The sequence below is a fragment of the Bacillus lumedeiriae genome, from assembly GCF_044891285.1.
In the GTDB taxonomy this organism is placed as follows: domain Bacteria; phylum Bacillota; class Bacilli; order Bacillales; family Domibacillaceae; genus Pseudobacillus; species Pseudobacillus lumedeiriae.
The window spans coordinates 629,335-643,285 of the sequence record NZ_JAUIYO010000001.1; the positions used below are offsets into that span (position 1 = coordinate 629,335).

Below are 13,951 nucleotides of genomic sequence, written 5' to 3' on the forward strand. Positions count from 1 at the left end.
ATAGAAGACAGAAGTTTCAGCATCTTTTAAATTGATGTATACTTATATTATTCTACTAAAATAGAGGTGAAGAAAATGAGCATCAAGTGGAGCACATTTATTCTAGGAGCAGCAGCCGGAGCGGCCGGAGCTTTACTCGTACAACAAAACTTATCAAAAGCTACATACGTTTCAGCCGAGAAAGCATTAAAAGAAGTAAAAGACGCATTTAAAACGGAAGGTGCCATTGATGGTTCCTGGGTAAAAATGAAACCGGAAACATTAAAGAAAACGGGCATGAACAAATTAATCTACAAAGGCGGCGTGTCCCGCACAATCGGTCAGAAAAGAGAACAGTTCGAATTTATCGCTGATTCTAAAACCGGAGCCATTATGGACGTATATAAGACATACTAATAAACGAAGAGGTTGACTTATAATCACATCATTAGACTAGTTTGAGTCAACCTCTTTTCCCTGTCGTAAATGATAGATAAACTCCTCCCCGCTATACAAGAGCAGTAAAGGACATAGATATAAACGAACTGCTTTACTATTTTGCTGTGTTTTTTTCTCTTTTCACGAAATCAATCATTTCACCATTCTCATCCCACTTCACTGCCCTGTACACTGCGTCATGGTAAAATAAGAACCAGGCTCCCTTCGCCATTCCTTTAGGCAGCCACTTTTGTTTAGCTGCAATCGAGTCCATTGGATAATCATCGTATGCGAGCACCCACAAGACATTTTGGTGAGCATGTGTCGGCATAAGATCTGCCATATGAATTAAACATTCATTACCATTTTTCACGGTAATGATTGAATGACCGCTGCTATGTCCCCCCGTATGAATCATTTTTACACCTTTGACTGGTTCGCATTCTGACTTATACGTTTTTACTTGATGCTCAATCGCTTCCCAGTTTTCCTTCCAGTACGTATTTTTTGACCGGATATTCGGATGTCTCATTTCTTCCCACTCTACTTCTGATGTATAAATGACTGCATTCGGAAAAGCAGGTGTAAGCTTTTCATTTATCTGTTTCGTCAAACCGAGAGCATGATCAAAATGCATATGCGTCATGAGAACCAGATCAATATCTTCCGGCGTCAACCCCATCTGTTGTAAGCACGCCTCCACTTTTGATTCTTCTTCTACCCCATAATTGCGCCTTTGCTTGTCTGTTAGCCGCCCATTGCCGATTCCTGATTCAATAAGAATATTTTTCCCCTCAAGCTGAAAAAAAATCGGATCCGTCCGCAGTTCTATTTGATTTTTGTCATTATGAGCATACTTACGCGACCAAAGCGGTTTCGGTACAACACCGAACATAGCGCCGCCATCCATGTTTGTCACCCCGCCATTTAACCACGTCAACGTCAAACTTCCCACTTTCAGCGTCTCCATCTGCCATTCTCCCCTTTATCTATATAGATCCAATTATATCATGTATTCAAAAGGCTATTCTATAGACCCATTTTTATCAACAGACCAAATAATTAAATTCACGAATAAAAAAATAATAATTTGCTCATGTTAACACTTGTACATCAACAGAAGGAGAGATCATCATGGTCAAATTAAAACGTTTAACAGTCGCTGTTTTGCCAATCGCCCTCCTATTCGGTTGTAATGCTTTTCCTGGAAATAACACAGTAACCGAACGGGATAATGATATTCGTAATGTACGGTACAACCCAAACGATGGTCTCGTTGATCATCAAAATGAATTCAATAATAATGATCGTGTCGATATTCGAAATGGATTGGGTGATAACGACCTTGTCGATCATCGAAATGGCATGCATGATTTTAATGATGATAACGTGAATTTACGCAATAACAATAATGTAAATGTACGTAATAATAACGAATCTCGAATGAAAGTAGCTAATGAAGCTGCGGATCGAGTCGTATCGCTAAAAGGAGTGCGCTCGGCCAACGTAATTGTAACTGATCATAATGCGTATACTGCTGTCGTTTTAAGTGACGGAACAGAAGGCAGTCTTACAAGCAAAATGGAAAAGAAAATCGCTGATCAAGTAAGAAAAGCAGATCCAAGTGTTAACCATGTGTATGTATCAACAAACCCGGATTTCGTTGAACGAATGACCGGGTATGGAAACAAAATTAATGAAGGTCATCCAGTAGAAGGACTATTCACGGAGTTTAACGAAACCGTTCGGAGAGTATTTCCAAATGCCCGTTAAGCTTTAACAAGTAAAAGTATCTATCGATTAACTTATTGAGAATGCCCCCAAAATATAACTTTTAGGGGCATCCTTGCATGGTTATTTAAACTTGTTCGTTCATTTCCGTTCCGGGCGCTTCGCCTTCCACTACAATTCAACCCAGTGAAAAATAATCGTTTGAACGTTGTTAAAAACTAAAGAAAGACTGACCCTGAAAAGTCGTTTTTAACGACCTTTTGGGTCAGTCTCATTGATGTATAGCACGTCCTATGAGCGATATTTTGCTTCAACCCGGTAAATCCGCTGGCCTTTCGCTGAAAATTTCTCTTCATATTCTGTCATAATATTGCCTTCAAAGTCACTGTTATGCAGATCTAAGCTCAAGAATGTCAGCAGCATTCCATAAGCGGAAAAGCTTTTCAAAGAAAATTCAAACAGCCCTTGATTGTCTGTTTTGAAATGAATTTCCCCGCCATCTGGCATGATATCCTCATACATCTTTAAAAACGTCTGATATGTCAGGCGGCGTTTTTCATGGCGGGTTTTCGGCCACGGATCAGAAAAGTTCAAATATACACGGCTGACGTCTCCTTTAGTGAAATATTGAGACAAGTTTCGCGCATCCACATTCAACAACTTCACATTTGGAAGTTCTGCTTCAATGAGCCGGTCCAATGCTGTGATAATTACACTTTCATACAGCTCGATACCGATAAAATTAATATCAGGGTGGGCTTTCGCCATCTCTGTAACAAATTGGCCTTTGCCTGTACCTACTTCAATATACAAAGGATTGTTATTATTGAATACTTCTTTCCAGTTCCCTTGATAGTCTTCTGGAGTGGGAACGATATATTGTGGATGGGCCTCTATTTTCTCTCGGGCCCAAGGTTTATGTCTTAGTCGCATATCGGCACCTCATTAAAAAATTTTTCGTTCAAACCATATCATGCTTACTGCAGACATGCAACAGCTATTAAGACAAAATCTGCGGAAGATCGAAAAGGCCTTCTCTCATTTCCCGAAGGCGGCCAATTTCCTTATTCCACTGTATTTCTAAAAGCGTTTGCGCCAGTCCATACCACTTCATTCTCAATTCAAGATGCGGTGTATAGGCCAAGCCATACTGAGCAAGCCAGCTTTCCCGTTTATTTTCTTCAATGTATTTATATAGCATCATTCCTAGATCAACCGCCGGATCAGCAATCATCGCTCCGTCCCAGTCGATTAAATATAATTCGTTTTCATCAGACAACAGCCAATTATTATGATTAATGTCTCCGTGGCAAACAACATATTCTCCGTGCCCAATTTCTGAAAGATAACTATGAAGAAACGAGATAGTTTTTCGAATATCATGATGATTCTTAGCTTCCTCATCAAGCCGCTTTTCGATCTCGATCATCATCATCTCCGGATACACTCGCTTTTTACCAAGCCGTTCAAGCATGGACAACAGCGGCTGGGAAGAATGAATTTTACTCATCAATCTGGCCACCCGGCTTTGCTTCATCTCCGCCGGAACAAGTTCCCGGCCTTTAAGCCAATGCTGGGCCGTGATCACATCTCCATTTTCAAGCCGCCTTGTCCAGATCAGCTTTGGTACAATTCCCTCTGCCGATAGAACCGCCAAAAAAGGAGAAGAGTTTCTTTTTAAAAATAATTGCTGCCCATCATGTTTAGCTATGTAGGCCTGTCCTGTTACTCCGCCGGCCGGAGTGATTTCCCAATCTTGTCCAAGTAAGTGTTCCACCGTTAGTCACCTTCATCTTTGTTTGGCTCATTTCGTGAATAAGAAAAGCGCAAAGACATCCACCTATCAGTGATAAGCTTAAGTCAAGCCGATAGTATCCGAAGCTACACGCCAAAGCTAAATCCAAAAGCCTTATATTTCTTATTCATTACGCATTGTTAAACTAGCCTGTTGATTTCCACTGGGGCACTCGCTTCTCGCTCCAATCAACAATAGTCTTTAACATAGCCATTCATTAAAAAAGACAGGGCTGCCTAAATAAAGTGTCAAACCCCACATCAACAATCTATTGCATATTCAAAGGATTCGCATCCGCTATATACGATGTATGGAGAGTGAGGTCAATCCCTTATGAGACAGCTCTATCTTCGCATTATGGCAGACTGCATCTCCTGAGCCGCCATCTACGTGCTCATCTTAAAAGTTATTTAGTATTTTATCACGAACCACCGCGTTCCGCTAGGTATTTCGTGCATTGCCCCGAGGAACAGGGGATGTTTCCGTTAATGTTCCTGCTCCTCGGTCTCACTTATGAACAGAAAATCGTGATCCTCATCCCATTCCGGACGGCGGACACTCGTTGTCTGCCCGAAATCCAGCACGCTTTTTGCGGCCTTCAATTGAATCGTCTTTAATGGAGAAGATAAGTTTCTCATGCGGGTAAACCACGTCGGAAATGATCGATAATCAATGACTTCCAGTCCAAATGGCGCATCCGGGTAATCGATAAAACCATTACGGGAAACAATCGCTTTTCTAATAGGGTAATCCAGTGTTTGCTGCTGAAACAAATGTTTCAGCACCGCCTCCATCCGACTGACAGCAAGTACCGGACTCAACAGCCGCCCCTCCTTTTCCCCGCTTCTCTTCATCCAAAAACGCTCACCCGATCCAATATAGACAGACTGCTCTTCTTCTTCTAGAAATGTTAGACACCACGCCTCTGTCGGTGTCAACAAAATCACATCAAGCTCTACCGGCGCCTTCTTCAATCGGAGTACAGGCTCATATAACACCAAGTAGTTGTCTGGAAGCCTCTGTAAAAAAAATTTCAGCCGTTCATCGTGAAAATACTTGGCATCAATATAGGACTTTTCACGTACAGTGGAACTTGCCCATTTTACTTGAAATGTAAAAAGCTGATCAAGAAATTTGTGCTTTAGTTCTTCTAAATTAGCGACCCCATTCAATTCAATGGTTTCAAATATAGACGGTTCCTCTTCTTGAACAGAAGCGGCCTCCTCTTCCTTTTCCTTCCAAAAAAGCAATTTCAGCTTTTTTATCACCCCCGGCTCGTCAAGCTCCTCTTCCGGCTCTTCAGCTGAAACAACAGCGGGCTCTTCCCCTAGACGATTTCGTTCCCAATATTGCCGCATGCTCTCCCATTGCTGCTTTTTCAATCGAACAAAACGAGCAGGATAATGATAAATGTCTGTTTCATACCTAGATATGTAATCCTGCAGCTTAATCAACTGTGCCATCTCTTTTTATTCCTTTCCTTCACATTTATGAAGTTTCATTCTGTTCCTCATTTTATATTTCGGACTCTGATCGAGATAAGTTTCGTAAAGAATGACCGATTCCGCTAAAAATTTTTGATTTACACTTATATGCGGCAGTTGAAATGCAGCCTCTCCCTTCCATTTTCTAGCCAGCGTAATATGCGGCCGAAACGGCTTATTATCAAGTGTAAACCCTGCTTTTCGGCAGGCATGGCTCACCACCGATTGCAATTCATTCAAGCGTTCCTCCGCTTTTACCCCCATCCAAAAAATACGCGGCTCATCCTTTTTGCCAAACGTGCCGAAAGAATCGATCACAAGCGGAAACGCTTCAACGTCTTGTACAGATAAAGCAACAAGCTGAAGGGCTGTTTGCAGCTGTTCTTCTTCTGCTGCCCCTAAAAAAGCTAACGTTAAATGCAAGTCCTCTTCATGAACAAAACGGGCGAATGGCAATTGTTGCTGCTGCACCATTTGATGAAGATGTAATTTTAACTCAAGCGGCAAAGGAAGGGCAAAAAAATAATGATTGCTTCTCATGTCAGCGGCTCCTTTATCGTGCATTTTCCTTCTATTTTATCAAACGGCGGAGGTGTTTCACAAATCGAAAAAATAATCATTTCACTTTGTATTGATTGGATTAATCCGAATTAATATGATATTAATAGAAGTAAGAAAAACGATGGAAGGATGAACGAGAGTGAAAACGGTCAACAACATTGCTGAATTAATCGGAGACACACCCCTCTTAAAATTAAACCGCCTAAATCCTGAACATGGGGCGGACGTATATTTAAAACTGGAATTTTTTAACCCGAGCAAGAGTGTAAAAGACCGCGCTGCCTTCAATATGATTGTAGAAGCGGAAAAAGAAGGCTTGCTAAAACCGGGCGCTACCATTATTGAACCTACGAGCGGCAATACCGGTATCGGCCTCGCAATGAATGCGGCTGCTAGAGGCTATAAAGCGATTCTAGTCATGCCTGATACAATGACAAAAGAGCGGATTAATTTATTAAAAGCATACGGTGCAGAGGTGGTCTTGACACCAGGTGACGAAAAAATGCCGGGGGCCATCAAAAAGGCAGAGGAGCTGGCTAAAGAGATTCCTAATAGCTTTATACCGATGCAATTTGACAATCAGGCAAATCCAAATGCGCACCGGAAAACAACAGCTCTTGAGATTTTAGACGGCGTCAAGCAAATCGGCAAAAATCTCGGTGCTTTCGTCGCCACTGCAGGCACAGGCGGCACCATTACTGGTACAGGCGAAGTGTTAAAAGAACACGTTCCTGGACTAAAAGTTCACGTCGTAGAGCCTGCTGGTTCTCCTGTCTTATCAGGAGGCAAGCCTGGCAAACACAAGCTCGTCGGCACGAGTCCCGGATTTATTCCAAATACACTAAATGAAGATGTATACGATTATATTTATAAGATTGAGGATGAAGATGCTTACGAAACTGTCCGACGCCTTGCCCGCGAAGAAGGCATTCTCGTCGGCCCATCTTCAGGTGCGGCCTGCTATGCAGCGATCCAAACGGCAAAAACGCTAACGAAAGATGATGTCGTCGTCTGCATTATCTGCGACACTGGCGAACGTTACTTATCAAGTGATTTGTTTCAATCATAAGAAAAACGCCCTTCCATTTTGAGGAAGGGCGTTTTTCTTATCAGTGGTTGACCGGTAACATCACACGAAGTTCTGCGGCTTATTTTTTCCCGGCAAGTTCCCAAATAGCTTGTGCATAAATCGCTGTTGCTTTCAACAGATCCTCAATAAACATATATTCATGTTTTTGGTGAGCCACATCCTCCCGTTCCGGGAACAGCGCGCCAAATGCGACACCTGTTTTTAAACTGCGGGCATATGTGCCGCCGCCAATTGAAAGCAATTCAGCTTTTTCTCCTGTTTGCTCTTCATACACTTTGGACAGCGTTTGGATAAATGGATGATCTTTGTCCACATGATGCGGCGGGCTATCAGAAAAGTTGTCGATTTGGAACTTTTCTTCTGCAAGTTTCACTGTCAATGCTGCTTTTTTCTCTTCCAGCGGGAATGTGACTGGATAACGCATATTGATTCCTAACCGGCCGCCAGCCTCCTCAGTAAACGACAGCTTGCCTACATTGATCGTCAAGTCTCCGGTGATATCATCATTGTAGGCTACCCCTAACTTTTGCCCCCGGGATTCTTCGAATAAACATTCACTCGTCCATTGCAAGAAGCGGGCTGCTTTTTCATCGAGCTGTCGCTCCGCTAAAAACTTGGCTAAATAAAGACCGGCATTTTTCCCAAGATCCGGCTCCATGCCGTGAGCAGACACACCTTTTAATTCTAAAATAAGCTGTCCATTATCGATGTGAAATTGGCCAGTCAGCCTATTCTTATCAATGAATGCCTTATAACTCTGGAGAATCTCCGTCTGCCCGCGGTTTACCGTTACGGCCGCTTTCGCATAATCTGGCACCATGTTATACCTTCTGCCTGATTCAAAAGAATGGACAATGACGTCCGCTGCACAGCGCTTAATCGGTTCATCCAATTTCTGGATGATATCAAAATCAGCGATCCCTTTTTCAGCATAAATAATGGGAAAATCTGCATCCGGTGCGAAACCGACAGACGGCATTTCCTCCTTTTCAAAATAACGGTCGACACAGCGCCAGTTACTCTCTTCATCGGTTCCGATGATCATCCGCACCCGCTTATGTAAAGGAAGGTCCAGCTCTTTAATAATTTTCATCGCATAATAGGCAGCCATCGTTGGTCCTTTATCATCAATCGCCCCGCGTCCGAAGATTTTGTCATCTCTGATTTCACCGCCAAATGGCTCCACCGTCCAGCCGTCGCCTTCTGGCACAACATCTACGTGGCACAGCACACCAATAAGCTCTTCCCCCGAACCAAATTCAAGATGGCCAGCTAAATTGTCTATATTTTTTCCAATAAATCCATCTTTTTCTCCAAGATCCAACATAAAATCAAGAGCTGCTTTGACCCCTTCGCCAAGTGGGGCTGCTGGTGACGCATGCTCTTCATCAAGCACACTTGGAATAGCTATCAATGACTGTAAATCGTGCAGCAAACTCTCCTGCCGCTTTTCCACTTCTGATTTCCAGTTTATTTCTTTCATTACACTTCCCCCTGTCTGTCTTTTTCTTCATTTTACCCAGTTTGTAGTAGAAAAAGAATACATAACCCTTTTCTATTTCATAAAAAAAGTAAATAATATGTAAAATTCCGTTAATCTAAGCATTTTTTCTAGATATATAAATATAAATAGGGTAAAATGTAATTGTCAGACATCTTATACAACTGAGTAAAGGAGTTGTCTGCGTTCCATCAGTTACATATCCAAACGAGAAGCGCAGCCCTTCTCAACATACCGTCGTCTGTTGTATTGCCTCTGTGAAAAAAGATGAGGGAGTGGTTTTTTGAAACCTTCAACAAATCGGATGCTAAATCGGATCAAATCAGTCTATCTGTTTATTAAGGAAAATGGGACTGTTTCGACTCAGGAAATTGTAGATGAATTTGGTATCACTCCTCGCACCATTCAAAGAGATTTGAATGTGTTAGCTTACAACGACTTGGTGATCAGCCCAAGCCGCGGCAAGTGGACAACGACACAAAAAAAAGTTCGAATGACTTCATAGACGAAGCCCCCGCTTCATTGGCAGGGGCCTTTTTGTTTTGTTCGCTCATCCTTTTAACAGAGCTACTTCTTCTTCAGTTAATTCCCGGTATTCCCCGAGTTCTAATTCTTCATCGAGCTGAAGCGGTCCCATAGAGATCCGCTGCAAGTAAACGACTCTTTTTCCGACTGCTTCAAACATTCTCTTGACTTGATGGAATTTTCCTTCTGTGATCGTCAGCTCAATGTCTGAACGCAGGCCGCTTTTTAAAATTTCCAGCTGCCCCGGTTTCGTTACGTATCCGTCGTCAAGCGTGACTCCTTTTTGAAAAGCAGCTGCGTCTTCTTCCGTCACTTCTCCGTCGATTACCGCAAAATACGTTTTTGGCACGTGCTTCTTGGGCGACAGCAGCTGATGGGCCAGCACGCCGTCATTTGTCAATAAAAGCAAACCTTCCGTATCCTTATCAAGCCGGCCAACTGGGAACGGCTTAAACACAGCGTGGTCTGTTTCCAGCAAATCTACAACCGTTTCATCTCTTGTATCTTCGGTTGCTGAAATAACGCCTGGAGGCTTATTCATCATTAAATAAATAAACTCCCGATAATACACTTCTTCGCCATGAAGCATAATAAGATCATTCGCAGGATCCACGTGCTGCTTTGCGTCTCTCACTACTTCCCCATTGACTTCCACGGCTCCGGTTTTTAGTAACTGTTTTACTTCCTTACGGCTGCCATGTCCGATATTGGCCAGCAATTTATCAATTCTCATCTTCATTCCTCGCTCCTCTTTATTTCTTTTCCCGCGACAATATTAACACTGTTATGATGATACAAGCCGTACCAAACCATTCCCCGAAGCCGAATGGAACACGGAGCAAGAACACCGATAAAAAGACAGCAGACAGCGGTTCTGCACAAGCAAGCAGGCTCGTTTCTGATGCGCGCAAATAATTCAAGCTTTCTGAGTATAAGTAAAAAGAAAGCAGCGTGCCAAAAATAATGACAAAGCTGACTCCAGCCAACGCTGCCAAAGAATAGGTTCCTTCAAATTTCCATGGCGGGTGAACGAAGGTAAAGCCGACACCAGCCACTGTCATTCCCCAGCCGACGATCAGAATCGATCCCCATCTTTGTAACAGTTTAAGCGGCTGCAGAGTGTAAATAGCAAGGGCGATCGATGAACTGAGCCCCCAAAATAAAGCCTGTCCGGAAATCGCCAATTCGTTCGGATTGCCACCCGTTACGAGAAAAAAAGTACCTAATACCGATAAAAGAACAGCGATAATTTCTTTTGAAGCCGGACGCGCTTTCGAACGGATAGCGAGATATAAAACAATTAATACAGGAGCTAAATATTGTAAAACCGTTGCTGTTGCTGCGTTTCCATGCTGGATGGCTGAAAAAAATGTATACTGTACACCAATCATTCCAAACAAGCTGAACAGAATCAACGACGGCCAGCTAAACCGATCTTTCCAAATATCGAAAATAGGTTTCTTTTCTTTTACTGCTGAAAATGCAAGTAAAAGCAGGCCCGCAACTAGCAGCCGGACTGTAACGAGCCATTCTACGCCAATCCCCTGCTGTTGAAACAGAAATTGTGCAATTACACCCGATGCACCCCAAAACAAGGCACTGGCTAGTACCATAACCATCCCTTTTGTTCTTGATTGATAAGCGACGGCACCTTCCATCTTCCTTTCCTCCCTTTAACAGAAAAAGGACTGTCCCATAAGGGTCTGACCTCATCTTCAATACGCTGTATATAGCGGATGTTTATCCTTTGAATACACAATATATTGTCGATGTGGGGTCTGACACTTTGGTTTTAGGACGGCCCCTTGTTCTAATGAATCATTATATTTTTGCTTTTCTAAACTTATTTTTCATTCGATCAAGTCTTGTTCCAAATAACGCACTGGCAAGCCCCGTTCTAAAGCTTAGATAAAAGTAAACAGCGGCGCCAATCACGGCACAAATCGCAATTAAAAGCGTACTTTGCAGTTTGCTGTCTATACTAAAGAACGGATGCATAGCGAAATATACAGCAAACACAGCTGCCGCCATAATAACGTTGAACAACGCAATTTGACTAATTTTTCCTCCAATGGAGCGAAGTGAATAACCGGCATAATGCCTAATCACTAATAAATTAATGATGATCGATGCGCCATAGCCGATCGCTGTCGCATAAATCGCTCCTTCTCCTTGAAATAGTTTAATAAGCGGGATATTTAGCGATAATTTTAATAAAATCCCGACTAGTAGGCTGAACACTGTAAAGCGCTGCTCATTGATCCCTTGCAAAATGGCAGCCGTTACAGTGAATAAAGCAAATAAAATCGCAACAGGCGCATACGTCCGTAAAATCGCTGTGCCAAGTTCGCTATATTCATAAAATGCTGTATAAAATGGTTCCGCCAGCAGCATAATACCAACGACTGCAGGAACCGTTAAAAATAGCAGCACTTGGAACGTCTGATCAAGCTGTTTTTTAACTTTCCCTGGTTCTCCCGATACGAAAGAACTTGTAACGAGCGGTACAAGTGTCATCGCAAAAGCGGTCGCCAGCGAAACAGGGATAATAACAATTTTCTGCGTACTAAAATTGACAATTCCAAATACGGTATCTGATATTTCCGCCTGGCCAATGGCGGCCATTGCCCGGTTAAAGGTGACCGTATCAATAAGCTGATAAAGCGGAATCGCAATGCCGACAAAAATAAACGGAATCGCATAAACGACAATTTCTCTGTAAATATCGACGAGTGAAACTTGAACGCTGCCTGTATCTTTCTCAAGCAGTTCATCCAAATGCTTTTTCCGCTTTTTCCAATACCACAATAAAACGAGCAAGCCGAACACTGCTCCAACAAAGGCTGCAAACGTGGCCACACCGATCGCCTCTACGACCGTTCCGTTCATTACATTCAATACAAGATATGCTCCCGCTAACAAAAAGATAATACGTGCAATCTGCTCGACAACTTGCGAAACAGCAGATGGTCCCATCGACTGATGTCCTTGAAAAAAACCGCGCATTAAACTCATAAACGGAACAATAATCAGCGCAAAGCTGACAGCACGGATAACATAAGCCACTTCTTCCTGTGTATAAATTTGTTTTTCATCAACGATCATCATGTTGGCAAAGGCTGGAGCACAGATGTACATGATGAGAAATGAAAGAAATCCTGTCACCGACATGATCATTAGACCCGATTTAAACAGCCGGCGGCCAACAGCATACTCACCGAGTGCATTATATTTGGCAATAAACTTAGAAACAGCAAGCGGCACACCAGCGGTCGCTATACTTATGAAGATCGTATATGGCACGTAGCCATATTGATAAAGTGACGTTGCTTCCTCACCGACAATGGAATAAAACGGTATGACATAAAACAAGCCAAGAAATTTGGAGATAAATGTCCCCAACGTTAAAATGAATGTTCCCCTAATCAGCTTTGAAGACATAAAAAATTCCCTTTCCGTTCCTCTAAAATAAATACAAACACTAAAAATCAGTTTACCTCTTTTTTCTGTTCATTGACAAGCATGAAAGAAATCATCTACTATGAATAGAATTGTTCAAGAAAGAAGGAGTTATTAATGGAATACGATGTAATAGTGATCGGAGGCGGTCCATCCGGTTTAATGGCTGCTATTGCAGCCGGTGAACAGGGCGCGCGTGTATTGCTCGTCGATAAAGGAAACAAACTCGGACGCAAACTTGCCATATCAGGCGGCGGCCGCTGCAACGTGACCAACCGTCTGCCGGTCGATGAAATCATTAAACATATCCCGGGCAACGGACGTTTTCTATATAGTGCCTTTTCCATTTTTAATAATGAAGACATCATTCGTTTTTTTGAAGGCCTTGGCATCGAACTGAAAGAAGAAGACCATGGACGGATGTTTCCTGTAACCGACAAAGCCCAGTCAGTTGTCGATGCATTGCTTCACCGGATTTCGGAATTGCATGTTGACATTCGAGTGAATACAGCTGTAGGTGATCTGCTAATTGAAGATGAACACATAGCAGGTATCTTATTACGCGACGGCCAGTCCATCCACAGCCGTTCCGTCGTTGTTGCTGCAGGCGGCAGTTCCGTTCCTCATACCGGCTCAACCGGGGATGCCTATCCATGGGCAGAAAAAGCTGGACATACGGTAACAGAACTTTATCCAACAGAAGTTCCAGTAACGTCCAATGAACCATTTATTAAAGAAAAGAAGCTACAGGGACTGTCGCTTCGCGATGTGGCCCTTAGTGTATTGAATTCAAAAGGAAAACCAATCATCACTCACCACATGGACATGATTTTCACTCATTTCGGTGTATCGGGACCTGCTGTTCTCCGCTGCAGTCAATTTGTCGTGAAAGCATTGAAAAAAAGCAAAACAAATGAAGTGTTCATGGCCATTGACAGCCTGCCGGAGAAAAATGAAGAACAACTTTTCAGTGAAATTCGCGGACTTCTCGCTGACCATCCGAAAAAAGCCGTTAAAAATAGCTTCAAGGGTCTATTGCCAGAACGTTATTTATTGTTTTTACTTGAGCAGGCTGGTATCGATGAAGACACGCCATGCAGTAACATCAGCGCAGAAAAAGCCCGCCAGTTTGCTCATTTATGCAAGCAATTCCGCTTTTCCGTCAACGGTACACTGCCGCTCGAAAAAGCATTTGTCACCGGCGGCGGTGTTTCTGTGAAAGAGATTGATCCAAAAAGAATGGCTTCAAAGAAAATGCCTGGCTTGTTTTTTTGTGGAGAAGTGCTTGATATCCACGGCTATACAGGCGGCTACAACATCACTTCCGCCCTCATTACAGGCCGACTCGCTGGCCTAAATGCGGCACAATAGAAAAAAGCAAGGGAAAC

14 protein-coding genes are annotated in these 13,951 nt (G+C 42.8%); 5 read left to right on the forward strand and 9 right to left on the reverse strand.

Annotated elements, in window-relative coordinates; translation table 11 throughout:
- The first annotated feature begins 75 nt into the window (after window positions 1–75).
- The gene (locus QYG89_RS03215) at window positions 76–396 is read left to right on the forward strand and encodes a hypothetical protein (RefSeq protein ID WP_404314465.1); all 321 of its coding nucleotides are present in this window, start codon (window positions 76–78) and stop codon (window positions 394–396) included.
- A gap of 136 nt (window positions 397–532) precedes the next feature.
- Here the strand turns inward: QYG89_RS03215 and QYG89_RS03220 are convergent, their stop codons facing one another.
- Entirely contained in the window at window positions 533–1,387 is an 855-nt protein-coding gene (locus QYG89_RS03220) for a YtnP family quorum-quenching lactonase (protein ID WP_404314467.1), read from the reverse strand.
- 164 nt (window positions 1,388–1,551) lie between these two features.
- Here QYG89_RS03220 and QYG89_RS03225 point away from each other — a divergent pair, with 164 nt between their 5' ends.
- Window positions 1,552–2,190 (forward strand): YhcN/YlaJ family sporulation lipoprotein, encoded by a 639-nt coding sequence (locus tag QYG89_RS03225; RefSeq protein ID WP_404314469.1) that lies wholly within the window; start codon window positions 1,552–1,554, stop codon window positions 2,188–2,190.
- Between the two features lie 249 nt (window positions 2,191–2,439).
- On the opposite strand, the gene trmB is transcribed toward QYG89_RS03225, so the two are convergent.
- From trmB to thpR, 4 genes are all read right to left on the reverse strand, one after another.
- On the reverse strand, window positions 2,440–3,081 hold the full coding sequence (gene trmB, locus QYG89_RS03230; RefSeq protein WP_404314471.1) for a tRNA (guanosine(46)-N7)-methyltransferase TrmB: 642 nt from the start codon (window positions 3,079–3,081) through the stop codon (window positions 2,440–2,442).
- Window positions 3,082–3,148: 67 nt separating this feature from the next.
- Window positions 3,149–3,925, reverse strand: a complete 777-nt coding sequence (locus QYG89_RS03235) for a phosphotransferase (RefSeq protein WP_404314473.1) — start codon at window positions 3,923–3,925, stop codon at window positions 3,149–3,151.
- Window positions 3,926–4,428: 503 nt separating this feature from the next.
- Window positions 4,429–5,406 carry a nuclease-related domain-containing protein gene (locus QYG89_RS03240; RefSeq protein WP_404314475.1) on the reverse strand — a complete coding sequence of 326 codons (978 nt, stop codon included), beginning with the start codon at window positions 5,404–5,406 and terminating at the stop codon, window positions 4,429–4,431.
- A 6-nt stretch (window positions 5,407–5,412) separates the two neighbouring features.
- Window positions 5,413–5,967 (reverse strand): RNA 2',3'-cyclic phosphodiesterase, encoded by a 555-nt coding sequence (thpR, locus tag QYG89_RS03245; RefSeq protein ID WP_404314477.1) that lies wholly within the window; start codon window positions 5,965–5,967, stop codon window positions 5,413–5,415.
- 160 nt (window positions 5,968–6,127) lie between these two features.
- Here thpR and cysK point away from each other — a divergent pair, with 160 nt between their 5' ends.
- Window positions 6,128–7,057 (forward strand): cysteine synthase A, encoded by a 930-nt coding sequence (gene cysK, locus QYG89_RS03250; protein WP_404314479.1) that lies wholly within the window; start codon window positions 6,128–6,130, stop codon window positions 7,055–7,057.
- A gap of 79 nt (window positions 7,058–7,136) precedes the next feature.
- Here the strand turns inward: cysK and pepV are convergent, their stop codons facing one another.
- Window positions 7,137–8,561 (reverse strand): dipeptidase PepV, encoded by a 1,425-nt coding sequence (gene pepV / locus QYG89_RS03255; protein ID WP_404314481.1) that lies wholly within the window; start codon window positions 8,559–8,561, stop codon window positions 7,137–7,139.
- 301 nt (window positions 8,562–8,862) lie between these two features.
- Here pepV and QYG89_RS03260 point away from each other — a divergent pair, with 301 nt between their 5' ends.
- Window positions 8,863–9,084: a DeoR family transcriptional regulator gene (locus tag QYG89_RS03260; protein ID WP_404314483.1), complete on the forward strand. Its 222-nt coding sequence runs from the start codon at window positions 8,863–8,865 to the stop codon at window positions 9,082–9,084.
- A gap of 45 nt (window positions 9,085–9,129) precedes the next feature.
- On the opposite strand, the gene QYG89_RS03265 is transcribed toward QYG89_RS03260, so the two are convergent.
- From QYG89_RS03265 to QYG89_RS03275, 3 genes are all read right to left on the reverse strand, one after another.
- Window positions 9,130–9,837 carry a pseudouridine synthase gene (locus tag QYG89_RS03265; RefSeq protein WP_404314638.1) on the reverse strand — a complete coding sequence of 236 codons (708 nt, stop codon included), beginning with the start codon at window positions 9,835–9,837 and terminating at the stop codon, window positions 9,130–9,132.
- 19 nt (window positions 9,838–9,856) lie between these two features.
- Window positions 9,857–10,762, reverse strand: coding sequence for a DMT family transporter (locus tag QYG89_RS03270; protein WP_404314485.1), 906 nt, complete (start codon window positions 10,760–10,762; stop codon window positions 9,857–9,859).
- A gap of 163 nt (window positions 10,763–10,925) precedes the next feature.
- A complete protein-coding gene (locus tag QYG89_RS03275; RefSeq protein ID WP_404314487.1) occupies window positions 10,926–12,545 on the reverse strand; it encodes a putative polysaccharide biosynthesis protein in 1,620 nt (539 codons plus the stop codon).
- 135 nt (window positions 12,546–12,680) lie between these two features.
- On the opposite strand from QYG89_RS03275, the gene QYG89_RS03280 reads away from it, so the two are divergent.
- Window positions 12,681–13,934: a BaiN/RdsA family NAD(P)/FAD-dependent oxidoreductase gene (locus QYG89_RS03280; protein WP_404314489.1), complete on the forward strand. Its 1,254-nt coding sequence runs from the start codon at window positions 12,681–12,683 to the stop codon at window positions 13,932–13,934.
- Window positions 13,935–13,951 lie beyond the last annotated feature (17 nt).

Coding starts and splice junctions, on each gene's coding strand:
- QYG89_RS03215 (WP_404314465.1), top strand. CDS start 76: ATGAGCATCAAGTGGAGCACATTTATTCTAGGAGCAGCAGCCGGAGCG.
- QYG89_RS03220 (WP_404314467.1), bottom strand. CDS start 1,387: ATGGAGACGCTGAAAGTGGGAAGTTTGACGTTGACGTGGTTAAATGGC.
- QYG89_RS03225 (WP_404314469.1), top strand. CDS start 1,552: ATGGTCAAATTAAAACGTTTAACAGTCGCTGTTTTGCCAATCGCCCTC.
- trmB (WP_404314471.1), bottom strand. CDS start 3,081: ATGCGACTAAGACATAAACCTTGGGCCCGAGAGAAAATAGAGGCCCAT.
- QYG89_RS03240 (WP_404314475.1), bottom strand. CDS start 5,406: ATGGCACAGTTGATTAAGCTGCAGGATTACATATCTAGGTATGAAACA.
- thpR (WP_404314477.1), bottom strand. CDS start 5,967: ATGAGAAGCAATCATTATTTTTTTGCCCTTCCTTTGCCGCTTGAGTTA.
- pepV (WP_404314481.1), bottom strand. CDS start 8,561: ATGAAAGAAATAAACTGGAAATCAGAAGTGGAAAAGCGGCAGGAGAGT.
- QYG89_RS03265 (WP_404314638.1), bottom strand. CDS start 9,837: ATGAGAATTGATAAATTGCTGGCCAATATCGGACATGGCAGCCGTAAG.
- QYG89_RS03270 (WP_404314485.1), bottom strand. CDS start 10,762: ATGGAAGGTGCCGTCGCTTATCAATCAAGAACAAAAGGGATGGTTATG.
- QYG89_RS03275 (WP_404314487.1), bottom strand. CDS start 12,545: ATGTCTTCAAAGCTGATTAGGGGAACATTCATTTTAACGTTGGGGACA.
- QYG89_RS03280 (WP_404314489.1), top strand. CDS start 12,681: ATGGAATACGATGTAATAGTGATCGGAGGCGGTCCATCCGGTTTAATG.